Source organism: Bifidobacterium asteroides (assembly GCF_030758775.1).
GTDB lineage: Bacteria > Actinomycetota > Actinomycetes > Actinomycetales > Bifidobacteriaceae > Bombiscardovia > Bombiscardovia kimbladii.
Genome location: NZ_CP132384.1, coordinates 119,611 through 142,644 on the forward strand (window position 1 = coordinate 119,611; position 23,034 = coordinate 142,644).

The 23,034-nt window shown below is 61.4% G+C and carries 16 protein-coding genes, 1 tRNA gene and 1 pseudogene; 11 read left to right on the plus strand and 7 right to left on the minus strand.

Features of this window, described 5'->3' with window-relative positions; genetic code table 11:
• Positions 1 to 31: 31 nt before the first annotated feature.
• Positions 32 to 1,331: pseudogene (tgt, locus tag RAM15_RS00400) on the minus strand (tRNA guanosine(34) transglycosylase Tgt).
• Positions 1,332 to 1,563: 232 nt separating this feature from the next.
• Between tgt and RAM15_RS00405 the strand changes: the two are divergent.
• The 6 genes from RAM15_RS00405 to htpX all read left to right on the plus strand — a co-directional run bounded on the left by RAM15_RS00405 (position 1,564) and on the right by htpX (position 10,131).
• The gene (locus tag RAM15_RS00405) at positions 1,564 to 3,432 is read left to right on the plus strand and encodes a S1C family serine protease (RefSeq protein WP_306221592.1); all 1,869 of its coding nucleotides are present in this window, start codon (positions 1,564 to 1,566) and stop codon (positions 3,430 to 3,432) included.
• A gap of 174 nt (positions 3,433 to 3,606) precedes the next feature.
• Positions 3,607 to 5,574 carry a heavy metal translocating P-type ATPase gene (locus RAM15_RS00410; RefSeq protein WP_306221593.1) on the plus strand — a complete coding sequence of 656 codons (1,968 nt, stop codon included), beginning with the start codon at positions 3,607 to 3,609 and terminating at the stop codon, positions 5,572 to 5,574.
• A gap of 118 nt (positions 5,575 to 5,692) precedes the next feature.
• The gene (locus tag RAM15_RS00415) at positions 5,693 to 7,159 is read left to right on the plus strand and encodes an FAD-dependent oxidoreductase (protein WP_306222206.1); all 1,467 of its coding nucleotides are present in this window, start codon (positions 5,693 to 5,695) and stop codon (positions 7,157 to 7,159) included.
• Positions 7,160 to 7,330: 171 nt separating this feature from the next.
• Positions 7,331 to 8,512 (plus strand): ImmA/IrrE family metallo-endopeptidase, encoded by a 1,182-nt coding sequence (locus tag RAM15_RS00420; protein WP_306221594.1) that lies wholly within the window; start codon positions 7,331 to 7,333, stop codon positions 8,510 to 8,512.
• The gene (locus RAM15_RS00425; protein ID WP_045923805.1) at positions 8,509 to 9,108 is read left to right on the plus strand and encodes a DUF4411 family protein; all 600 of its coding nucleotides are present in this window, start codon (positions 8,509 to 8,511) and stop codon (positions 9,106 to 9,108) included. Before RAM15_RS00420 ends, RAM15_RS00425 begins: the two co-directional genes overlap by 4 nt.
• A gap of 87 nt (positions 9,109 to 9,195) precedes the next feature.
• A complete protein-coding gene (gene htpX, locus RAM15_RS00430; protein WP_306221595.1) occupies positions 9,196 to 10,131 on the plus strand; it encodes a zinc metalloprotease HtpX in 936 nt (311 codons plus the stop codon).
• 132 nt (positions 10,132 to 10,263) lie between these two features.
• Here htpX and nagA read toward each other — a convergent pair whose 3' ends face one another.
• The 4 genes from nagA to RAM15_RS00450 are packed head-to-tail and all read right to left on the minus strand — an operon-like array spanning position 10,264 to position 14,788.
• The gene (nagA, locus tag RAM15_RS00435) at positions 10,264 to 11,571 is read right to left on the minus strand and encodes an N-acetylglucosamine-6-phosphate deacetylase (protein ID WP_306221596.1); all 1,308 of its coding nucleotides are present in this window, start codon (positions 11,569 to 11,571) and stop codon (positions 10,264 to 10,266) included.
• A 14-nt stretch (positions 11,572 to 11,585) separates the two neighbouring features.
• Complete coding sequence (gene nagB, locus RAM15_RS00440; protein WP_306221597.1) at positions 11,586 to 12,374, minus strand: glucosamine-6-phosphate deaminase; 789 nt, start codon at positions 12,372 to 12,374, stop codon at positions 11,586 to 11,588.
• The gene (locus RAM15_RS00445) at positions 12,371 to 13,477 is read right to left on the minus strand and encodes an ROK family protein (protein ID WP_306221598.1); all 1,107 of its coding nucleotides are present in this window, start codon (positions 13,475 to 13,477) and stop codon (positions 12,371 to 12,373) included. Before RAM15_RS00445 ends, nagB begins: the two co-directional genes overlap by 4 nt.
• Before the next feature lie 6 nt (positions 13,478 to 13,483).
• Positions 13,484 to 14,788 (minus strand): AGE family epimerase/isomerase, encoded by a 1,305-nt coding sequence (locus RAM15_RS00450; RefSeq protein WP_306221599.1) that lies wholly within the window; start codon positions 14,786 to 14,788, stop codon positions 13,484 to 13,486.
• Between the two features lie 298 nt (positions 14,789 to 15,086).
• On the opposite strand from RAM15_RS00450, the gene RAM15_RS00455 reads away from it, so the two are divergent.
• Together RAM15_RS00455 and RAM15_RS00460 are read left to right on the plus strand one after the other, a co-directional pair.
• The gene (locus RAM15_RS00455; RefSeq protein WP_306221600.1) at positions 15,087 to 16,205 is read left to right on the plus strand and encodes an ROK family transcriptional regulator; all 1,119 of its coding nucleotides are present in this window, start codon (positions 15,087 to 15,089) and stop codon (positions 16,203 to 16,205) included.
• A 123-nt stretch (positions 16,206 to 16,328) separates the two neighbouring features.
• Positions 16,329 to 16,399: transfer RNA gene (locus tag RAM15_RS00460), tRNA-Gly, on the plus strand.
• A gap of 1,197 nt (positions 16,400 to 17,596) precedes the next feature.
• On the opposite strand, the gene RAM15_RS00465 is transcribed toward RAM15_RS00460, so the two are convergent.
• Positions 17,597 to 18,016, minus strand: a complete 420-nt coding sequence (locus RAM15_RS00465) for a hypothetical protein (protein ID WP_306221601.1) — start codon at positions 18,014 to 18,016, stop codon at positions 17,597 to 17,599.
• Between the two features lie 736 nt (positions 18,017 to 18,752).
• On the opposite strand from RAM15_RS00465, the gene RAM15_RS00470 reads away from it, so the two are divergent.
• The 3 genes from RAM15_RS00470 (at position 18,753) to RAM15_RS00480 (ending at position 20,787) form a co-directional block, all read left to right on the plus strand.
• The gene (locus RAM15_RS00470) at positions 18,753 to 18,986 is read left to right on the plus strand and encodes a DUF2188 domain-containing protein (protein ID WP_306221602.1); all 234 of its coding nucleotides are present in this window, start codon (positions 18,753 to 18,755) and stop codon (positions 18,984 to 18,986) included.
• Between the two features lie 204 nt (positions 18,987 to 19,190).
• Positions 19,191 to 20,000: a hypothetical protein gene (locus tag RAM15_RS00475; RefSeq protein ID WP_306221603.1), complete on the plus strand. Its 810-nt coding sequence runs from the start codon at positions 19,191 to 19,193 to the stop codon at positions 19,998 to 20,000.
• Between the two features lie 31 nt (positions 20,001 to 20,031).
• A complete protein-coding gene (locus RAM15_RS00480; RefSeq protein WP_306221604.1) occupies positions 20,032 to 20,787 on the plus strand; it encodes an alpha/beta hydrolase in 756 nt (251 codons plus the stop codon).
• Between the two features lie 6 nt (positions 20,788 to 20,793).
• On the opposite strand, the gene RAM15_RS00485 is transcribed toward RAM15_RS00480, so the two are convergent.
• Complete coding sequence (locus tag RAM15_RS00485; RefSeq protein WP_306221605.1) at positions 20,794 to 23,013, minus strand: cation:proton antiporter domain-containing protein; 2,220 nt, start codon at positions 23,011 to 23,013, stop codon at positions 20,794 to 20,796.
• Positions 23,014 to 23,034 lie beyond the last annotated feature (21 nt).

Sequence of the window (23,034 nt, forward strand, 5' to 3'; positions counted from 1 at the left end):
TGTCTGCGCGGCGCAATAATGGCGTGTTGGCTCAGCCCTTGGATCCGTGGGCGTAGAACCTGGCCAGCGTCTCCTTCTTGTAGTCGTCGAAGTAGCCGCCATCGATGGACTGGCGGATCTCGTCCAGCAGCCTTACGAAGAAGCGCTCGTTGTGGATGGTGGCCAGCGTGTAGCCGTTGAGCTCATGGGCGCGGAGCAGATGGTCGATGTAGGCCCGGGAGTAGTGGGTGCAGGTGTAGCAGTCGCAGTCCTCCTCGATGGGTCTGAAATCGGTCTTGAATTGGGCGCGCTTGATGTTCCAGCGGCCGTCTCGGGTGAAGACGGCTCCGTTGCGGCCGCAACGGGCCGGGGATACGCAGTCGAAGGTGTCCCCGCCGTTCTCCACGCCTGCAAAGATGTCGTCCACAGCGGCGATGCCCAGGACGTGTCTGGGCCGGGATTCGGGCATTTCGTCGCAGATCCAGGCGCAGGTCTGCCCCAGCAGCCGTTTCTCTATGGCGCCCCCGATGCCCACGCCGTCGAAGTCCAGGGAGGCGATCTGGCGGGCGGCGCGTCGGCGCAGATCCTCATAATTGGCCCCCTGCACCACGCCGAACAGGGCCTGGTAGGGCTTGCCGGTCCGCGCTTGGGTCAGCCTGTGGTGCTCGTCCACGCAGCGTTTGGCCCAACGGAAGGTGCGCTCCACTGACTGCTCCTGGTAGGTGCGGGTGTTCATCAGGGTCGTCAGCTCGTCGAAGGAGAACATGATGTCGGCTCCGATGCGATGCTGGATGCCCATGGAGATTTCGGCCGAGAAGCGGTGCCGGTCGCCGTTGAGCGGGGACTTGAAGGTGACCCCGTCCTCATCCACGAAGGCCAGGCGCTCCTTGCGCTTCGGCGATCACCTGGTCCGACTTCATGCCGGTCACGTCCATGGCCAGGGTCTTCTTGAATCCCGCCCCCAGCGAGAGCACCTGGAAGCCGCCCGAGTCGGTGTAGGTGGGGCCGTCCCAGTTCATGAACCGGGCCAGTCCTCCGGCTTGGTCCAGAATGTCGGGGCCGGGGCGCTCGAACAGGTGGAAGGCGTTGGCCAGCAGGACCTGGGCGCCCAGCTGCCGCATCTGCTCGGGCAGGACGGCCTTCATGGCCGCCTGGGTGGCCACGGGGATGAATGCGGGGGTGCGGATGTCTCCGTGAGGAGTATGGATGATGCCGGTGCGGCCGTAGCGGCGGCCATTGCGTCCCAGACCATCGGGGCTGTCAGGCAGACGGTTCAGGGTCTCGAATGAGAATGCGGTGCGGTCGCCGGGTCGGCCCGGCGTGGCTCCCAGCGGGTTGGTGATCAGGCTCATGGCTCCACTGTATCCAAGACATCCAACCGTCCCGCAGCTGCCCTGCGTACAGTCGATATGACTTTCATGCAATGTCCAGACAACATTCAGCATTTCGGCTCTAGACTTGGAAGCAATGCATGCGAGGACCCGCTTCGCCTGTCAGCCGGAAACAGCAAAAAGCGCGGGCGACGGGGTAGATTGACAAGCGTGACCGAATAGCAGGCAGCGGCATCGATCCGAAGGAGCAGAAATGGCTGAAGAGCACAAGGCCGACCCTTGGAGGGGCGGCGATGACGATCAGTCCTGGCAGCCAAGCCACATCGAGCGCGGGGCCGCCAATCAAGAGCAGGAGACGGGAGCCTCCACAGACCAGACCGACTCTGCTCAAGTCCCAGCGACAGAAGAAGGGGACCAGCAGACTCAGGCCTGGGATCAGAGGCCCACGACCCCTATTGCCATGCCTGGTGGCGATGCACAGTCCGGGACTACGGAAAACGGGTCGAATGGCGATAGCAACGCAGGGGCTTCAGCCTCCGCCTCCAACGGCTCGGCCACAGGGCAGGATGCGCCGACGCAGCAGCAGTCTTACTACCGGCCTGCGCCCGAGTATGGTGCCTACGCACCCGCAGGCTCGCGTCCGCCTGCCAACGACCAGGGTCAGCAGCAGCCCAATAACCAGGGGTATGGCTCTGGTCCTCAGCAGGGCTTCTTCGGACAATACGGACAGCCAGGCCAGTTCGGGCAGAACGGCCAGCCCCGTCAGAATGCCGGCCAGAGCCCCCAGGGTGGTCAGCCCTCCGGCCAGGGTCCCTTCGTGCCTTTCGGATCCGGCGGCCCCAACAACGGCCGGTCCGGTCCTGGCAATAACGCCGGCAGCAGCATGAGCGGCACGGGCAAGTACGTCTTCACCGCTGTGGTGGCCGCCCTAGTGGCCGCAGCCCTCATGCTGGGCTTGGGCTGGGCTGCACTGTCCAACGGATGGATCACCCTGCCCTCGTCCTCCTCGCTGAACGGGGTCTCCTCCAATTCCTCGGGCCAGGGCACAGCCAAGGTCCAGGGCGGCCAGGCTCCCGACTGGCAGGCCATCAGCAAGCAGGTTTCCGAGTCTGTGGTCTCTATCCAGGTGCAGACCAAGAGCGGGGTGGGGGCCGGATCGGGCGCGGTCTTCGACACCCAGGGCCATGTGGTCACCAACAACCACGTGGTCGATGGCGCTCAGGAGATTCACGTCACCCTCTCCAACGGGCAGATGTACACGGCCAAGGTGGTCGGCACCGACACCACGGCCGATCTGGCCATCCTCAGCCTGGATCAGGCGCCCTCCGACCTGAAGCCTGTGAAGTTCGCCGACTCCGAAAAGCTGGCTGTGGGCGAGAATGTCATGGCCATCGGCAACCCACTGGGTTACGAGAACACGGCCACCACCGGCATCGTCTCAGCCCTGAACCGCCCGGTCTCGGTCATGGACGAGAGCAACAACAACCCCATCGTGACCAACGCGGTCCAGCTGGATGCGGCCATCAACCCCGGCAACTCGGGCGGCCCCACCTTCAACGCGGCCGGCGAGGTCATCGGAATCAACTCCTCCATAGCCTCCATGGCCTCCTCCAAGTCCGAGGCGGGATCCATCGGCATCGGGTTCGCCATCCCGTCCAACCTGGTCAAACGGATCGCCGATGAGATCATCAAGGACGGCAAGGCCAAGCATGTCTCCCTGGGTGTCACCATCCAGAGCAGCACGGCCCAGGCCGATGGGGTCACCCGAGGCGGTGCCAAGGTCACCAAGGTGGTCTCCGGCTCCCCGGCCGACAAGGCGGGCATCAAGACGGGCGACACCATCGTGGCCTTCAACGGCCATGCGGTCAACAACAACTTCTCCCTGCTGGGCTTTGTCCGGGCTGCCGCCTTCGGTGACTCGGTCAAGATCACCGTGGTCAGGGACGGCAAGACCTCCGAAGTGAACGCCACTCTGGACCGCGAGGAGCAGACCGTTCAGGGCAAGCCCAGGACCAACAAGAGGAACTCGGACGGCAGTGGTCAGGACGGCGACTCTGACCAGGGCGGTTCGGGCGACGACGATGACTCCATGGATCCCTTCCGCTTCTTCTTCGGGCAGTGATCCGGGACTGACTCCCTGGGGCCGCATCCGTCACTTTGGCGGGTGCGGCCCCTTGTCGTACTCGCCGTCCATCGCCGGCACCGACGCGGTATAGGCTTGATATGTCAAGAGGAAAAGAGAGCCGTGATCCGGCTACGGCTGTCAGGCTGACAAGTCCGGAGCGGGGAAGTGGTCATGTCGAAAATCCTGGGTTTCGCCAAGAAGGTACCCATGCTTTGGGTGGTTCTGATCTGCGGGCTGGTCATGGGCCTGCTCTGGCACCCCTATCGCCAGGCCGCCCAATGGCTGGTTGCGGCCCTGGTGGCCGTTTCGCTGGTGGACACCCTCAAGGGGATGATCGATGACGTGCGACATGGCCACGTGGGCGTGGATATCCTGGCTGTGGTCGCCATTCTCTCCACCCTGGCTGTCAAGCAGTATTGGGCCAGCTGGGCCGTGGTCCTCATGCTCTACTCCGGCGATGCCATCGAGCAGTATGCAGGGAACAGGGCGCAGAACAACCTGACGGTGCTGGTTCAGGCCGCCCCCCAGGTGGCCCATGTGGTTCAGTCAGAGCTGCCGGAGGGGGAGCATGCCCTTCCCAAGGAGAGCGACTGGAGCACGGTGGCGGTCGATCAGGTCCGCCTGGGCGACCTCCTGGTGGTCAAGCCCGGCGAGACTGTGCCCGTTGACGGCGAGCTGATAAGCCGCACCGCCACCCTGGACATGTCCACCATCAACGGCGAACCCATGCCGCGCAGGCTCTACCAGGATGCCCAGGTCATGTCCGGAGCGGTCAACGGCTCGGGCACCTTCCTGATGCGGGCCCGGCAGCTGGCCCGCGATTCCCAGTACCAGCGAATCCTCAACCTGGTGCGCTCCGCCCAGAACTCCCGGGCTGCAGTCGTCAGAACAGCCGACCTGATGGCGGTCCCCTTCACCGTGGTGGCCTTCATCATCGCCTGCGTGGCCTGGATCATCTCCGGCGTGCCGACCCGTTTCGCCCAGGTTCTGGTCCTGGCAACCCCCTGCCCTCTGCTGATCGCCGCCCCTGTGGCCTACATGGCCGGAACCGGAAGGCTGGCCAAGGCGGGGCTGCTGATCAAAACCCAGGACGTGATCGAGAACCTGGGCCGGGTCTCGCACATCTTCTTCGACAAGACCGGCACGCTGACCGTCAAACGTCCCCAAGTGGCCAAGATCGACCTGCCTGACGGCAGGGAGCAGAAGGTGGATACAGACCGGATTCTGGCCATGGCGGGCGCTGTGGAGGCCTACTCGGTCCACATCCTGGCCAACGGAATAGCTGAAGCCGGCGCCGCTGCCCAGGAGCGACTGCGGGCGCAGAGCAGTGACGAGATCCATCTGCATGCGCAGGAGGTTCAGGAGGACTCCGGCAACGGGGTCCAGGGTATGGTCGACGGCCATCAGGTCAAGGTGGGCAGGGCTCAGTTCGTGGCCGACGGGAATTCAAGTGATTTCTTTGGCCCCCTGGCACCTGACGAGATGGCCTCCTACATTTCTATCGATGGAGTCCTGGCCGCCAGAATTGTCATGAAGGACGTGCCCAGGTCGGATGCCGCCCAGACCATCGCCCAGCTTCGGGAGTTGGGGATCACTCGTCTGTCCATGGTCACCGGTGACAAGGAGGACTCGGCCCGGATCATCGCCGACCAGGTGGGCATCACCGACGTGCATGCCGGCCTCTTCCCTGAGGACAAGGCCGATCTGATCGCCAAGGCCTCCAAGGAGGAGCCCAACCGGCAGCCCCTCTGGGACATCTGGCTGTCCAAATTCCTGGGGGAGTCAGTGACCAAATCCATCACCGTGATGGTGGGGGACGGGGTCAACGATGCTCCGGTCCTGGCTGCCGCCGACGTGGGTATGGCTATCACTGACGGCACCACCACGGCTGCCTCTGAGTCCGCCCAGGCCGTAATCATGAATGACGACATCGCTTGTCTGCCAAGGTCAATCACCATTGCACGCAGAACCAAGCGGGTCATGCTCCAGGCGGTCATGCTGGGGCTGACCCTGGCTACAGTGGGCATGCTCTGCGCCGCCTTCGACCTGATTCCGGTGGTTGTCGGCGCCTTTACCCAGGAGGCCATCGATGTGGTTTCCATCCTCTGGGCCCTGACCGCGCTGATAGACCGGGACTGAGACCATTTCGCGACGCTTGGTGAAAGTCCCGGGGATGGAGACCGCCTGGCTCTGTTCCCGACCGTCGCTTTGCGTTAGGCTGACAAGCATGAGCGATATTAATGTCAACGATTCCACCATGCCCGCACCGGCCCGCGGCGAGGAAGCCGGCTCACCCCTGCGCGTGGCCGTCATAGGCGCGGGGCCTGCAGGGGTCTATGCCTCTGACATTCTGTTGCGGCAGCTTCGGGAGAAGGGTGCCGACCTGGGTCTGGGCGACCGGGCCCGTATCGATCTGTTCGAGAAACTGCCTGTTCCCTTCGGCCTGGTCCGTTATGGCGTGGCCCCGGACCATCCCAGCATCAAGTACATCGCCGGCGCCTTGGAGAAGACCCTGGACAACCCCGAGATCCACCTCTATGCGGATGTGGAGTTCGGCAGGGACGTCAACCTGGATGATCTGCTGCAACGCTACGATGTGGTCCTCTTCGCCACCGGTGCGGTGGACGACCGCCCCCTGGAGATCGCCGGGCACGAGCTTGATGGCGTTCACGGGGCCGCCCACTTCGTCGAATGGTATGACGGCTATCCCGACGCTGACCAGGACTGGCCCCTGGATGCCAAGCAGGTGGCCGTCATCGGAGGCGGGAACGTGGCCATGGATGTCTCCAGAATCCTGATGCGGCGGGCCGACGACCTGCTGGGCACGGACATCCCCGGCAATGTCTACCAGGGGATTCAGGGCAACCAGGCCCGCGAGCTGCACATGTTCATCCGCCGCGGCCCGGCCCAGGCCAAGTTCTCGGTCCAGGAGCTGCGCGAGCTGGAGAAGCTGCCCGGAGTGCAGATCATCATCAACGAGGAGGACTTCGACCTGGATCAGGAGACCATCGACCGGGCCGGTGCCGACAAGCTGACCCGCCAGATGCTGGAGGAGCTCTTCACCATCAGGGAAATGGCCGAGGACATGGCTGAGGACGGCGGTGTCGACTTCGAGGGCAATCCCGCCGACCGCCGTTTCTATATGCACTTCTACCGGATGCCTGCCGCAATCATCGGCCAGGACGGCAGGGTGACCGGCATTCGCGTGGAAAAGACCAAGGTCACGCCCGAGGGCGCCATGGAGGAGACCAGCCAGTACGAGGAGTATCCGGTACAGGCCGTCTATCATGCCATCGGCTACAAGCCCGCCGAGGTTCCCGGCATTCCCTACGATTTCTCCGGCTACACCCTTTCCAACGTCCACGGTCGTGTGACCACTGCTCCCGAGGGGCAGGACGGCCGACCCATCGACCGTCTCTACGCCACGGGCTGGGCCAAGAGGGGGCCTGTGGGCCTGATCGGGTCCACCAAATCCGATGCCCTGGAGACCATCGGCAACATGCTGGATGACCTGGCGGCCAGCCCGTCTCGCGGCCGCTTCGCCCAGGACCGGGACGACGATTCGATTGATCGCTTCCTGGCGGACAAGGGCATCCAGCCTATCGACTTCGCCGGTTGGAAGCGGGTCGATGCCTATGAGCGGGCCGAGGGCGCCAAGGTCGGACGCGAGCACATCAAGGTCATCGACCCAGACCAGCTCCGCCAGCTCGCCCACGGCGAATAGACGATCGCGCCTAGGTCGTCGGTGGCAGTGGCAGGGCCTGGATGAGGTTCATGAATCCTCACCCAGGCCCTGTTTTCTTGGTATGCCCTACTGGGTGCTTACGGCAGACGGACAGGCCTGGTGCAGCTATCATTGTCATTAGAGCCCCTCACGGAATCGAAGGAGCGTGACATGGCTAATCTGACTCTCTATCCGGCCACCCTCCAGTGGGCCGTTGAGGAGAGCGATGCCGATCCAGTGGCCCTGTCTCAGCGCCGGGGACTTGGCCAGTTGCCGGATTGGCTGGAATCCAAGGAACCCGTATCCTTATCCTTCAACAAGGTTGAGCAGCTCAGCAGGGCCCTGCATGTGCCTTTCGGTGCCCTGGTCAGGTCGGTTGTGCCCCAGCGTCGCCTTGAGCCTCTGGTTCGTTACCGGACCGTAGGCAACACGTCTGTGCAGCCCAGCAAAAATCTGCAGGACACCATCGACCAGATGCGGTTTAGGCAGGAGTGGGCCAGGGATGAATTGCTTGAGTCCGGCTTGGATGCCAACCCGCTAGTCGGTTCGGTGCGCGATGCCGAGCAGGACAATTCCCTTGCTGATGCGCTTCGCTCCACCCTTGGGCTGGATGGGCGCTCTGCCTGGGAGGGCGGCAATTCCAGCGACCGTTTCCGTGAGCTCAAGGAACGTGCCTCCCATGCGGGCATCATGATCATGCTCAACTCCCAGGTGGGTTCCGTGAGTTCTCGAAAGCTGGATCTTCAGGAGTTCCGGGGATTCGTGCTGATCGACGATATGGCTCCGCTGGTGTTCATCAACAGAAATGATTCCTTTGATGGCATGATCTTCACCTTGATTCACGAGGTGGGGCACGTACTGCTGGGCACTCAGGAGCTCTTCGACGGCATTGGCGGCCAAGGGGACCGCAAGGCCACGGAGCGCGCGATAAACCGGGCGGTGGTAAAGGCCGTGATTGACGATGAGCGCTTCCGGCAGGTGTGGCGAGAGCAGCTGGTAGGTGATAAAGAGCCGGCCAGTGCTGCGGAGTCCATAGCTGGTGAATTCCATCTGAGCCCTCTTGCCATGGGGATGCAAGCCCATCAGCTCGGCTTGACTGGCGAGGATACGCTTGAGGAGCTGCAGGCACGAATGAATCGGCATCTTCATGACAGGGCCGTCCACCGTCAGGAACGGGAGTCCCATGGTAATGGCAACAGGACCAATGCCTCCAGGGTCGATACCGGTTTCGTCCGCCTGGTCAATGCCGCCATGGACGGGGGAAGACTGGCTCCGACTGAGGGCTTCGACCTGGTGGGGGTGCGTTCCCCGCAGTCTTATCAGGGGTTGATTCGTGAAAAGAAGCTGATATGACCGCCACCCTCTACCTGCCCGATTCCAACGTCTTCATCGCCTCCTGCCGGCTCAACCATCCTTTCGACTACAAGGAATTCCACCCCTTCTGGCGATGGATGGAAAAGCTGGCTGAGGACAAGGCGATCGCCTTGGTGGATGTCGTCTACGACGAGTTGGTCAACGAGCAGGCCGCTGATCCCGATATGCTGGATCTTTGGGTGCGTGCAATGTTCAAAGGTCGTCAAATAAGTCATAAGGATGACAGGTATGGGCAGGTCTATGCGCAAATCCAGGATTATCTGGTCACCTGCGGGAAGTATACGGAAGAGTCGCGCCGATACTGGGAGCCGGAGAGCAAGGCGGATCCCTGGCTGATCGCCGTGGCCAAGGTCGAGGGGGCAGTCATTGTGACGGATGAGGCCCGGGTTCCGCTGCAGCAGGGGCAGCACATGAAGAAAGAGCCCAAGATTCCTAACATCGCAGACCATTTTGGGGTAAAGACCATGAATCTTCGCCGGTTCTTCGATGAAAACGGGAGGATGAAGAAGGTCCAATATGTTCTTCCTAAGCCTCAAGGCGAGAGGAAAGACGTGAGCCAACCAGGCCTGTTCTGAAAGGACAGTAGGGGGAGGAGCCCAGCAGTCCTATCTTTTCAGAGGTCGTTCAGCAAAAATTCAGCGGCATTGTCTACCATGGAACCCATGAATGGCAAGCTGAAGGTTCACGGACATTTCAACGGCCTGAAAACGACGCTTTTGTTCGCCCTTATGTGGGCCGTTATTATGCTCATCTGGTGGCTGACCGGCGGTCGCCAGGGGACGCTGGGCGTCTATATCCTCATAGGCCTGGCCACCACTTTTGGATCCTACTGGTTCTCCGACAAGGTGGCGATCGCCTCCATGCATGCCCGGCCGGTCAGCGAGCAGGAGGCTCCCGACCTTTATCGGATTGTCCGGGAGCTGTCGGGGAGGGCCGGCAAGCCCATGCCCCGCATCTACATCGCCCCCACCGACTCGCCCAATGCCTTTGCCACAGGCCGCAACGAGCGCCATGCCGCCGTCTGCTGCACCCAGGGGATCCTGCGCATCCTCAACGAGCGTGAGATTCGCGGTGTGCTGGGCCACGAGCTCATGCATGTCTACAACCATGACATTCTGACTTCTGCAGTTGCTTCGGCCATGGCCACGGTCATCACCTATCTGGGGTACTCCCTCATGTATTTCGGCGGCGACAGCCGGGACAGGGATAACGATTCCGGTGTCTTCGGCCTCCTGGGCGTGCTGATCAGTTCGATTCTGGCCCCCTTGGGCGCCTCCCTGATCCAGATGGCCATTTCGCGCACCCGCGAGTATGACGCCGACGAGGACGGCAGTCGGCTGACTGGGGACCCGGCGGCTCTGGCATCGGCGCTGAACAAAATATCCTACGGGTCTCAGGCCGCGCCCATGCCGCAGACCGCCGGCACCCAGAGCGCCGCCGCCATGATGATCGAGAATCCCTTCTCTGTCCGGGGATTCAGCAGGCTCTTCTCCACCCATCCGCCCACCAATGAGCGCATAGCCCGCCTGATGCAGATGAGCCAGGAGATGGCTCAGACCCAGGTGAATTCCGGGCATGGAGCCCAGGTGGGGTACTGAAAGAACAGCGGTCTGAGGCGTCTGTACACCTGTCGATAGTGGTGACCGTTTCCGCCTTGGTGCCCCCAGTTGCGAAGAATCCAGCTTGTCATAGAGGCAACGAGGAACCCGAGGCTTTAGGTTATCCGTGCTTTAGATCTGAATTCTGCGCCCGTTGCAGACCACGGTTTTGACGGACCAGTCTGCCGGGTTCAGGAGGAGAAGGTCGGCAGCATAGCCAGGTGCCAGAAGACCCAGCGGAGCATCGGTGATCGGGTTGGGACGGTCAAGTCCCAGGGCCCGGGCAGGTGTCAGAGTGGCGGCTTCCACTGCCTGTGGGGCTGGGACGCCAATGTATCGGACGGCTCTGCCGACCGCTACATCCAGGGTTAGCGTTGAACCAGCGATTGCTCCGTTGGAGGTCAGGCGGGCGTGGCCGCCCTTCACTGTTACGTCCAGGGAGCCCAGCTTGTAGGCGCCGTCCTCGCAGCCGGTGGCCTCCATGGCGTCGGTGACCAGGGCTATCCGATGGGGGAAGAGCCTGAAAGCCAGATCGACGCAGGGGTCCTGCACATGGAAACCGTCGTTGATCAGCTCGGCCGTGACCCGAGGGTCCTCCACGGCGGCCGGAATGGGTCCTGGCTGACGGTGGTGGATGCCGTTCATGGCGTTGAAGACATGTGTGAGTATGCGGGCGCCGGCATCGAAGGCGCGGCGGGTCTGGTCGTAGTCGGCATCGCAATGGCCGACCGCGGGCACCACGCCGGATCCGGCCAGGCGTGATATGGCCTCGTAGCCGTGGTCGCGCTCGGGGGCCAGCGTCACCTGGCGTATGCAACCGTCGGCGGCCTCCAGAAGACTGTCGAGAACCGCGGGTTCAGGGTCGCGCAGGCACTTGGGATCGTGCGCCCCCTTGCGGGAGAGGGCGATGAAGGGCCCCTCCAGGTGGGCGCCCAGCACGTCGGGTCTGGAGTCCATGACCCGCCTGACCGAGCGCAGATTGATGCACATCGTGTCGACCGGGTTGGTGATCAGGCTGAGCACCTGCCGGGTGGTTCCATGGACCATATGGCAGGCCCTGGCTGTGCGAATGGCCTCGTCACCGTCATCGAAGGAGTGAACCCAGCCGCCGTGGGAGTGGATGTCGATGAACCCGGGGGTGAGGATGAAGCCGGCTGCGTCGATGAACTCCACACCGCTCGCATTCACGCCATGGTTATCGGATCCAGGCTGGAAGGAGGGTGGCAAGCTGGGCAGGCCAGCGGCTCGCAGTGCGGATTCCAGGCTCTCTCTACCTTGTCCGACCTGTTCAATCCTGCCCTCTAGGGCCAAAATCCAGCTATCTTCCCTGATGCCCCGGGCATCTATCAGCCTTGCGCCGGTCAGGACAAGGGGATGGGCCGGTCCATTCAGGGATGACTCGACCGCTAGCCCCGCCGACTCGTATGCTTCCTTGGACATGTTTGGTTTGCCTTCTAGATGGACTGCCAGTCAGGCTTGTTGGCATAGGCCCACTTGTAGTAGTCGCGGTTGCGCAGGCGGGAGGCGGCGGCCTCGTCCACGATCACGGTGGCGTGGGGGTGCATCTGGAGGGCGGAGGCCGGGCAGAAGGACGATATGCCGCCCTCTACGCTCTCGGCCACGGCTTCCGCCTTGCCGGCTCCGAAGGCCAGGAGGACCAGCTGGCGGGCCTTGAGTATTGTCCCGATTCCCTGGGTGATGCAGTGGGTGGGCACCTGGTCCATGTCATTGTCGAAGAATCGGGCGTTGTCGATGCGTGTCTGCTCGGTCAGGGTCTTGATGCGGGTGCCCGAGGCCAGGGAGGATCCGGGCTCGTTGAAGCCGATGTGTCCGTCGGTGCCGATGCCCAGGATCTGCAGGTCGACGCCGCCGGCATCCTCGATTGCCTGGTCGTACACGCGGCCAGCGTCCTTGATGGTTTCCAGGTTCCCGTTGGGCACCCTCACCTTGGCAGGGTCCAGGCCCAGAGGCTTGACCACGGTCCGGTCGATGGTGGACCGGTAGGACTGGGGGTGGGCCGGATCCAGCCCCGCATACTCGTCCAGGGCGAAGCCGCGTACCTGGGATACGTCGATCCCCTCCTTGTGGACCAGATCAGCCAGCGCCTGGTATGCCGCCAGGGGGCTGGACCCCGTGGCCAGACCCAGTACGCAGTCAGGCTTGCGCCGGATCAGGTCGGCCGTGCAGCGGGCATAGATTTGGCCGGCTTCCTCCTGGGACTTGACGATGATGATTTCGGTCATGATGCGATTTCCTTTCCGATAAAGTCAGATGGGCGACTGTCGGCGGCCATGCGTCCTGCCAGGGCGGCGCCGATGGCTGCGATGGGCAGGTCGGCCGTGGCCAGGCGCAGCCGGTCGGGCAGATTCAGCGAGGCGATGAAGTGGCTGCAGGCCGCGCTCCTATTCAGATGCTCGGTGACCAGATCCAGCAGGGGCTGGCCGGTTTTGCTCATGCCGCCGCCCAGGATGATGATTGCGGGATCGATGGTCAGGGCCACGATCTGCACGGCCAGGGCAATGCCATGGCCGATGATGTCCTCCACTCTCTGGGCGCGCTGATTCCCTTGACTTGCCTGGGCGATCAGGTCGGGCAGGGGATGGGCGATTCCCGGCCAGAGGGCTTCCACGGCCGAGCCTGAGGCCACGGTCTCCAGACAGCCGCGCTGGCCGCACTTGCAGGGGAACTGGTGGGCATCCACTGAGATGTGGCCGATTTCGCCGATTGCCCCGCTGGCTCCGTGTTCGATCCTGCCCCCGCGGATGATGCCCGCTGCCAGACCGGTGCCTAGGTTGATGAAGGCCACTACGTGGTCGTCCTGGTCGGGCACGGCCCTGGGTTCGTCACGCCCGGGCTCTGATGCGGAACGTCGGGCCTGGTCCCGGGCAGCCTCGGAGTGGGGTGTGGTTCCATGGGTCATCAGGGTATTGCCAGCCTGCGAGGCAGCTCCCAGAGCAGCGATGTTGACATCGTTCTCAACGCGGACGGGCAGACCGGTCGTCTTGGCCACGGCAGGGCCCAGAGCCATGTGGCGGATGCCTAGGTTGACCGCGTCATCCACCATCCCCCGATTGGCATCCACTCGCCCCGGGATGCCTAATCCTACGGTGACCGGACCCTGGTTTGGGCCCACCTGATCCAGCAGGTGGCGGACAAGTGTCACTGTGTCGTCATGGACCGCCTGGTTGCCCTGGCGCGTGGGGGTTCGACGGCAGGCCAGCAGGTGTTCGTCACCATCTATGGCCACGCCCTCGATCTTGGTGCCGCCGATGTCAATTCCCAGGCTGATCGGGCCGGCCTGGACGCTGTCTTTGTCCGCCCTGGGATGCGGGGTCGATGTTGCCATGAGGTTTCAGCGGGCCTGGCCCTGGTCCGTCCGTCCCTGTCCGCAGGCCTGCTTGACGGCCGTAGCGATGGAGACCGCCGGGTCGTTGTAGGGAATCAGGGTGGACTGGAAGGCGTGATAGAGGTCGGACTTGCCGGGCCAGACCGTGCCGATCACGTGGTTGCCTGCATCCAGCTGATGCCACCAGGATCCGCCCTGGTGGTCGATCAGATAGTGGTCTACGTAGCTGCAGAAGGTGGCGTACCAGTCGGCGTAGGTGGCCTTGCCGGTGGCTGCGTAGAGGGTGGACGAGGTGTTCAGGGCCTCGGCCAGGGTCCAGTGCATGCGGTCGTGGACCACCGGGCGGCCCTGCCAGTCCGTGGTGTAGACCAGGCCCTCGGCTCCGTCGGCGGCCCAGCCATCCTCAACAGCCCTGGCGAACAGGTGCTCGGCAGCTTCGATGTAGCGGCGGCGGTCGGTCTCCTGATCGAACCTGCTTAATGCGTACTGGGTGATCAACCTGGCCCATTCGATCCCGTGGCCCGGTGTGGCCCCGTAAGGCTTGAACTGATCGGCCTTGTTGTCCTGGTTGTAGTCCAGGTCAGCCTGCCAGTCGCTGTTGAAATGCTCGGGAATGCGCCACTGGTTGTTCTCGGCCCAGCTGATGACCTGGTCGATGATGCGGCCGGCGCGCTCGCGGTAGTCCTCCTTGCCGGTGGCATCGGCCACGGCTAGGAAGGCCTCGGTGCTGTGCATGTTGGCGTTGAGTCCCCGGTAGGGGTCCAGCCGGGTGAAGCCGCTGTCCCAGGTATCGACGGCCAGGCCCTTCTTGTCATCCCAGAAGTAGCGGTTGAAGATCTCCAGCGCCTGATCCAGCAGCTCCTGTCCATCGGGATCGCCGGCCAGCATGGCCGAGGAGGCAGCCAGGACCACGAAGGCGTGGGTGTAGCAGGACTTGCCGCTCTCGGGCTGGCCCTGCCAGGAGACTGAAGGGTACCAGCCGCCGTGTTCATCGTCGTGCAGGTTGCCTTGAAGGGCCTGGACGCCGCGGTGGACCAGCTCCGAGGCTCCCGGGTAGCCCAAGAGGCTGCCGATGGCGTAGACGTGGGTCATCCGGCAGGTGATCCAGGTCTGAATGCCCTGGTCGGGGTCGATGCTGCCGTCGTCATTGAGCCAGCCGGCGCCGCCCTGCTCGGTGGGGAACCCGCGCCCGAAGTCCAGGAAACCGTAGGTCTGCGAGGCCATGAAGATGCGGTTGGCCTCGTTGCCTAGTAGGTACCGGGGATTGATGGCGGACGGTGAGGTTCCCGAATGGTTCGGTGTCGTGGTCATGGCGATCGCTCCTTTGCTCAGCGAGGGGATGCAGCTGTTTCTGGTATCTGTTCACAGCCTAACACGCAATTGTTAGGAAACTAAACTTTTTACTGGCAGCCCCCGTGGTCTTGTCTACGATGCTATTGCGCGGTCTTGAAAACGAACCGTTTTGATGTTGCTGTGGCGAGATCTGGATCTGCCTGGACAAGGAAGTTTACAATATAAGGAGCAAGCATGGATGGGCATGGTCACGGGGTTCAAGGCCCAATCCCCATGGCGGGTCCCCGTTCCCGCATTATCTATCGTCAGGCGAATCATGACCAGCAATACCGGCAACCTGTCCAAGGCGCTGCCCAAGTCGGTGCGGCACCACAATCGAGCCATCCTGCTCAGGCTGCTCTACCCCGATGTCAGTATGACCAGGGCTGATCTGGCCCGTGCTTCAGGGCTGACCAGGGTCGCCATATCAGACATCGTGGCCGAGCTGCTGGGCGAGCATCTGCTCGTAGAGGTGGGCTATAGCAAATCCACTGGGCCGGGCAAGCGGGGACGGCTGCTGCGCATCAATCCTGACGGGCGCAGCATCCTGGCCCTGGATCTCTCCACGCCCTACGTCTTCAGGGGGGCGGTGCTCAACCTGACCGGGCAGGTGGTGGCGCGTGAGGAGATCCCGCTGACTGCTGACGGCAAGATTCCCCTGGACTTGGTGGGGGAGCTGACCGATTCATTGATGCAACGTGCAACCCATCCCATCATGGGGATCGGCGTATCCAGTCCCGGCATTGTCAGTGCTGAAGGCGTGGTCGATGATGCCACCAACCTGGGCTGGGTTCAGACCGACCTGCGCGGCTATCTGCATGAGAAGACAGGCCTGGATGTGACAGTCAACAACGATGCCAACAACGAGGTTCTGGCCGAGCAGCAGTTCGGCTCAGGACAGTCCGACCTATTGCTGGTCCATCTGGGCGACGGAGTTGGGGCAGGATTGCTGGTTTCCGGCGAGCTGGTGACCGGTTGCAACCGCGCGGCCGGCGAGATTGGCCATGTGGTGGTGGACCCCACCGGTCCTCAGTGCCGCTGCGGCAAGCGCGGCTGCTTGGAATCGCTGATCAGCGTTCCTAAGCTGACTGCTGCAATGGACAGGGATCCTGACAATCTGGCCAGCATTCTGCGCCGGGCCGGTGAACTGCTGGGCCGTGCCCTGACCATGCCTGCCGGTCTTATGGACATTCCTCGCGTGGCTGTTCTGGGCGACTCCAGAGTGGTCAACCGCATCTTCCTAAGCGCCATGGAGAAGACCATGAACGATGCCTTGGCCGCTGATTTCCGGCGGCCCCTTGTGGTCGATCGCTCGGCCCTGGGTGAGGATGCAGCCTTGCTCGGGGCCTGCAGCACAGTGGTGGCGGACCTGATCGAGCCTGACGGCACCGTATGAAAGTGGACTGAAGACCTGTCTCGCAACCGTGCCCGGTGTTGGTGATTCGCGCACATCGCCGAGACCTGCTACCATGGTGACTCGCATGCGGTTGGCCGAGGTCTGACCCCGGTAGCCGGATTTGCGGGCGTAGTTCATTGGTAGAATGGAAGCTTCCCAAGCTTCAGAGGCGGGTCCGATTCCCGTCGCCCGCTCTTGACTGGATTGCTGGGCTATCAAGGAAAAAGTTATTTGTTTAAGTATGATAACTGATTGATGTTAGCAGTTTGGCAACAGTTATAGTGCGAGAGGAAAGGGGTCAACGTTGACGTATAGCTATACAATAGGCAAAAAGGCTGCCACCCTTGATCGTTATACAGGCGGAAATGAGCAGTATTGCAGAGCAAGAGAATGGTGGTTGGAGCACCCTCGTTGTAGCGAAAGGGAACTGCAGGAATACTTGATCCACGATTTTGGGTTTATCGCAGACTCGGGTACAGGCTCTGGTACAGAATCGGGTACAGGCTCTGGTAAAGGCTCGGCTGATGTTGCAGAACGTGCTCATAAGATTGCGGTGTGTCTTTGCGAGAGTAAGCCACGTCAGACGACATCAATAGGGTCTGTGTCATTACTGGTCGCATTACTGGCGTTGGTAATTTCTATTTGCTCGGCGCAGTTTAACAAATATCCGGAGTTGGTAGGAGAGGTTCTTCTCGCCGCTATATGTCTTGTAGTGCTCTTTACGGCTGTATGGGTCGTCATAAAGATTAAGACTGATCGTCGTCTCACTCTTGACACTGAATTTCGCGGGAGACTTTCGGCTCTTTAATCGCTTATTTAGTTGTTGCTGCGCGCCGCCCTAGATTGAATCCGGGGGCCTGACCTTAACTCTAGGTTAGAGTCTGTTCTTGGTCTTATGCCTGAAGGAAGGAGTCAACCACTATACGGTTCTTGTGATGGTTTGGTTTTCCTTAGGCATACACGCTTGATTGCTTCGAAAGGATGATGGGGATCCTGTAGATAGCTGGAGTGGGACTGCTGGTCATGTCGATGGCGATGAGGAGTAATATAGGTGACAACTTCAGCGCTATGGATCCGATTCTGTTCGCCTGTTCTCCTTCCTAGAAAATTCCCAATAGCATTGACATTTGGGTTTAGAAAGATTCCATTTTCGGTAAGGATAAACAGTTGAGTGAACCTGGTATTGACCGGCTTCCTGCCAAGGATGTAGCGCATGCCTTCGCTCGAGCATATGTTGCGTTCCTTGCGAATCCATATCGTTAGGTCAATCTGATTGAGCCTACAGTCGGTAAGCAAACATCAGCATCGGCGTTTACTCACCTGAGAAATGTTGCTGACGTCTATCGAGAGGAACAGTATCTCGCCCAGACTATGCAGTAAGACGATCAACATCACTGAAAAAACAGGACTTTTGCGACGACGCTCCACCATTTCCGGGCTTTGCGTGACTTCCTTTTATACAAGGCAACAATATGGACGATGCCGCTTATCAGCCAGCAGACGAGCCCTTGAACAGTCGTCGCAATTATTCTGTTTACCCAAGTGTCTGACGAAAAATCAACGGCATACGGGAATGCCATAAAGAGCCGAATAGGAGTTTCGCGATACAAGCCCCAGCTCATTGGCAGTAACAGAACCAGGCCCAGAAACCCTGGGATAGCTTCGGCACGAACGGGTACGTGGATCATGCGGCGAAGGTCGGTCTTCTCCGTATCCTCGCCTGTTTTATCCGCTTTCCGTCCCCTGCATGCCATAGTCGCAAGGCTGCAGTATCTGTAGGTATGAAGAGCCACATGCAGACGCTTCTTCACATTCCCCGTTAATCCTGTTCTACGTGACCGCTAGTTTTCACTGAAGCGTTTCTCGTCTGTGAAAGGTTTGACTGTGCAATCCCCAAGGAGGGCGACTAAAGCAAAAGATGGTACAAATCGCGGCGTGACCCCGTTTATGTTTCCAAGTTTGATTGAGGCGTATGCCCAGACTTTTGCTCGCTTAATCCGATGTGAGGAAGTTTTATCGCAGTTTGGCTAGTTAGCATGAGATTTAGAAGTGAAGTATTGCGTGCCAACTCGACCCGCAACTATGCTGACGTGATGCCTGCTGACCAGTTGATGGATTGCTTCCTCGAAGCCATTATCAACATTTGGCGGCTCCCGGGCACACTGCTTCTCGCATCGGCGAAACAATCGCGTCTATGGTTGCAACCAGGACTCTGCTCAAATCTCTAGAATCTTAAGGTTGACGCAGATGAGTCCACCTTGCCTAAATATGCATCTACCCCAGGTCCTGTATTCAAATAGGTAACCAAACATCCGTAGTTTCGCCCCACTTAAATCACCTCATAGGAATTGCTCTGGTCCTTTTATTTTCTTCTCCATAATCGAATCTTCCGCATCTGGCCTAAAAGTTACAAGCCTGGCAACAATGGAGAAAAGCCCTTCCTAGCTGAACGATATTCCTGAAATTTCCGGAGTGTCGAAGCACGGTGCCTCTGGTCGGGCAGTGGAAGATGAGGGGGTACAGGGAAGTACGGAAAGGACGGCCATCATGGCTGATTATCACGTGCAATACGACGGGGATCGCGATCTCTGGACAGTCAAGCGGGCCGGGGCCACACGCGTCTCCCGCACCTTCGCCACCAAGGCAGAGGCCACCAAGCAGGCCAAGGTCTTTGCGGACCGGTCCGGCGGCGGCGAGGTCAACATCCATAACAAGGGCGGCAACAAAATCCGCGACAAGCGCACCATAGGCAAGAAGGATCCCCGAGACATCAAGGGGTGAACGCTAACTGAGCTCTGGGACCTTTCGCCGTCACCGGGCCTGTGCATGTGCCGAACATCGCGGCGATAAGCACCTATGCCTATAGAACTATGCTTACCTATCAGCCCAGCAGGATGTTGGGATGGTGAAGCATTGGCCGCCCTCGCTGGTCTGCTTGTGTCCGCCCCCATAGACTGAAACCAACCGTGAAAGGTGGCGAGGTCGATGGCCGATGGATTCAACCAGCTGGATCAGCGGCTGGCGGACAGCGGGTATGATGAGGGTCTGCCGGCCTCCTACCCTCCTCGCCCGGATATTGATGAGCGTCCTATTCAGATAGCCCATGCCAACATCTGGAGCCGGTTTGCGGCAGTCACGGGGCTGGTCTCGGCCCTGGCGGGCGCGGCCTTGCTGGCCCATGCCATAGCCCCCTCCAGGCTGGGGGTCATAGGCCAGGTGGGCATCTCAGCCTGGGTGGGCGTCTCTGTGGCCTTTGCCCTGTTGACCATAATCCTGGTCGTCATAGCCCGTCATTCCGGACCAGTCCCGAACCGGCCATCGGTAGGCTCGGCAGGCATTATTCTTCTGATCTGCGGAATGCTCTTGACCGTGGCAGGCCTGCTCATCGCCAACTCTTTTCCCAAGGGCATCATCAAGGCTCCTGCGCGCGACGAAGCGCCCATCAGCTCGGCCCAGGCTATGACCGACGGTATCGACAAGGCTATCGGTCAGTGCGCTTCGGGTTGGCATGACATCGGCCTAGACGGGTATGTGGGCATCTCCCAGGCCCGGTATTGCACGGATACGACCATGGCCTACGTGGTTTTCGACAACGATTCAGCGGCATCCCTGGCCAAGGGGCCCATCCGCGCCCGCGTGCCTGACCTGCTCTCCCGCTACGGAGGTGGGCTGCAGCCTCAGGATCTATGGATGCTGACCGGCAAGCGTTGGATGGTGATTGGTAGCAAGGCCCAGGTGACCGGGCTGCAGAGCCAGTGGGGTGGCCAGGCTGAGCCGCTCATGAGCCAGCATTGAATGACCGGACCAGTCGACTATCGTGGCAGATATGGATCAAGCACAAAAGGATGATGGCGGATTGGTGGGTCGGCCCTCCACGGTGGTGCCCGGACGTTTTGGGCAGGAGCTCAAGGTCGAGCAGGCCCGCTGGTCCCGCAAGCAGGGCACGGGCAACCCCTCGCGGCCCATTTTTGTACTCATGCACGGCTGGGGCTCCAATGAGGAGGACATGGCTGACCTGATGCGCTACGTGGCCCCCTACAACGACTACGCATCCCTTCGGGCGCCCATGGTGGTGCCGGGCAGCGAACGCGGCATGTTCGGCCCGGGGTACACCTGGTTTCATGATATGCGCCCCGAACAGGAGGACCTGGATCGGGATGGCTACGCAGCGGCTCGGGCTGTGGACACCTGGGTTTCAGCCAACATTCCCGAGGACCGACCTGTGGTGGCCATGGGCTTCTCCCAGGGGGCTATGTTGGCGGTTCATCTGCTTCGGGTCAACCCTGAGCGCTACCGGGCATCCATATGCCTGTCCGGGTTCCTTGCCCCAGGCCTGGTGCCCGGCACTGCTCCGGCGGATGAGCGCCTGGCTGGCTTGAACAAGCCGGTCTTTCTGGGCTTCGGTTCGGATGACACCACGGTGCCCAAGTACGAATTCCGGGCCCTGGCCGCCTGGCTGGACGAGCACGTATGGCTGCACACCACCGAGTACGACCATTTGGATCATGCCGTCGACATGCGCGAGATGAACGACCTTCGCCAGTGGCTGGGCGAGATCGACGTGACCTCGGGCCTTATGTAGATCGGCTCACAGGGCCGAGTCGGCGTCTACCTGCATGACGTAGACGTTGCGGCGCATCTTCCTGGCTGTCGTACGCGAGATCTCCCCGGATTCGACCATGTCTTGGATCTGACCCAGCTCGATGGCATACCCTTCGCGCTTGGCTTCCTCCACCTGGTCTCTGACGGCAGGCATGCCCGCGTACTCGGTCTTCCCCTCCGCCGAGGATTCGATCATCTGGTGGTTGATGATGGTGTTGAGCAGGTCCTCGGTCTTGAAGCGTCCCTTGCCCAGTTCGGAGTAGAGCTTTTCAATCAGGAAGTGGTTCATCTCCGCCTGCAGGTGGCGTCCGGCCACGAAGACACGGTCCTTGTCGATCGGCTGGGTCAGGTGCTTCAGGCGGTGGAACTGGCTGTGCAGCAGTCCCCTGAGTCGTCTGCGAGCCGTGTAGGCCCTCCAGCGGAGCTCCCCGCCCCTGTCCAGGTGGAAGAGGGATCCGGATATGGTGGACAGGATTCTGCGGGCGGCCTGTTCCTGGCTGCGCAGATTCAGCAGTTCCTCCTGGTCGTCTCCGCGGTCGCTGCGCCGGTCGATCAGCTGGGCGTCGGCATCCCTGTCGGCCACAGTCTCGGCCTCGGTGCTGGGTTCGGCTTCGGCCGCAGGCTGTGTTGATGCAGGTGCCTGCTCAATACTTGTGTTCTCGTTCTTGAGCCGCTCCTCCAGCTGGTCCTGGGCCTCCTCGATCCGGCTCAGCCGTTCCTCCATGTAGTCCTGCTCCCACTCCATGGTCTGCACCTGCAGGTCCTGGAAGTCCTTGGGGGAGTACTGGCCGATCCGCGACTTGAGCTTGGCGATGCGGTGGTTGTACTGCTTGATCACCTGCTGGATGGCCAGCCGGTTCTCGTCAGTGATCCTGCTGGAGAGCTCCCGGACCGTGCCCCTGAGCACCTTGATGGATTTTTCGACCTGCTGGGCCGGCACCTCGTTGCTCTGTGAGGGGGCCAGCAGCGGCAGGGCGAAGTTGGCCAGCACCAGGGTGACGATGATGACCCCGGCGGCCACGAAGATCAGCTCGCTGCGCATGGGGAAGGCGGACCCGTCGTCGGTCATATAGGGGATGGTCAGGGCCAAGGAGAGGGTGATGGTCCCCTTGGGGCCGCCGAAGGTCATGACGGCCGCCGACCTCAGGAGCTTGGATGTGATCCTTCGTCTGCTGCCGGTTTCATGGTCCTTGGTGAAGATCAGGACGCTGGCCGTCCAGAGGAAGCGCAGCACGATCACGGTCAGGCAGACCAGGGTGATGGTGGCCACGAGCATCCAGTTGCTGACCCGCCGGTCTCGCCAGCTGGTGCCCATGGCCGCCGGCAGCAGCATGCCCAGAAGGACGAAGACCGCGCCGTTGAGGCTGAAGGAGAGCACCTTCCAGACGCTTGATGAGACGATGTTGGCCTTGGAGGTATTGGGTCCCACTCCGGTGTGGTCGAAACGGACCAGCAGCCCGGTGGAGACCACGGCCAGGACTCCGGACACATGCAGGATGTTCTGCCCGACCATGTAGATCAGGAAAGGAAGGAAGAGCTCCAGCAGGATCCTGGTGGTGGTGGTCTCCCAGCCCAGGCGGCGAGCGGACTCAAAAAGCCAGTTGACCACAAATCCCATGATCAGGCCGAAGCCGATGCCGCCCACGAACTCGAGGAGGAACTCGCCCAGGGCCCGGGGCAGGGAGAAGGACCCTGTCACGGTGGCCAGGATAGCGAACTGGAAGCCGATGACGCCGGTGGCGTCGTTGAAGAGCGATTCGCCGGCAAGAATGGAATGTTCGTCCGGTGTGAGATCGGCGCTCTCGCCCAGGGAGGAGACGGCCACGGCATCGGTGGGCCCCAGGGCGGCGCCCAGGGCCATGGCTGCAGCCAGGGGAAACATGGGCCAGGCGGCGTGCAGGATGACGCCCACCATGATCATGGTCAGGGCAGCCAGGCCAATGGCCAGGGAAAGGGATGACCGCAAGCCCTTGAGCAGCTCCACCTTGTTGATGGTGTGGGCCTCGTAGTAGAGCAGGGGCGCGATGAAGAGGACCATGAACAGCTCAGGATCCAGCCGCATCCGCGGGAAAATGGGCAGCAGGGCCATGACTGCGCCCAGGGAGATCTGGACCAGAGGGGTGGAGATCCGGGGAATGAATCTGGAAATGAAGGAAGAGACGAGGACGGCAGCAAGTATGCACAGAATGAGGATGAATGTTTCCACGGGCTTCCTTTCCGCCACGCA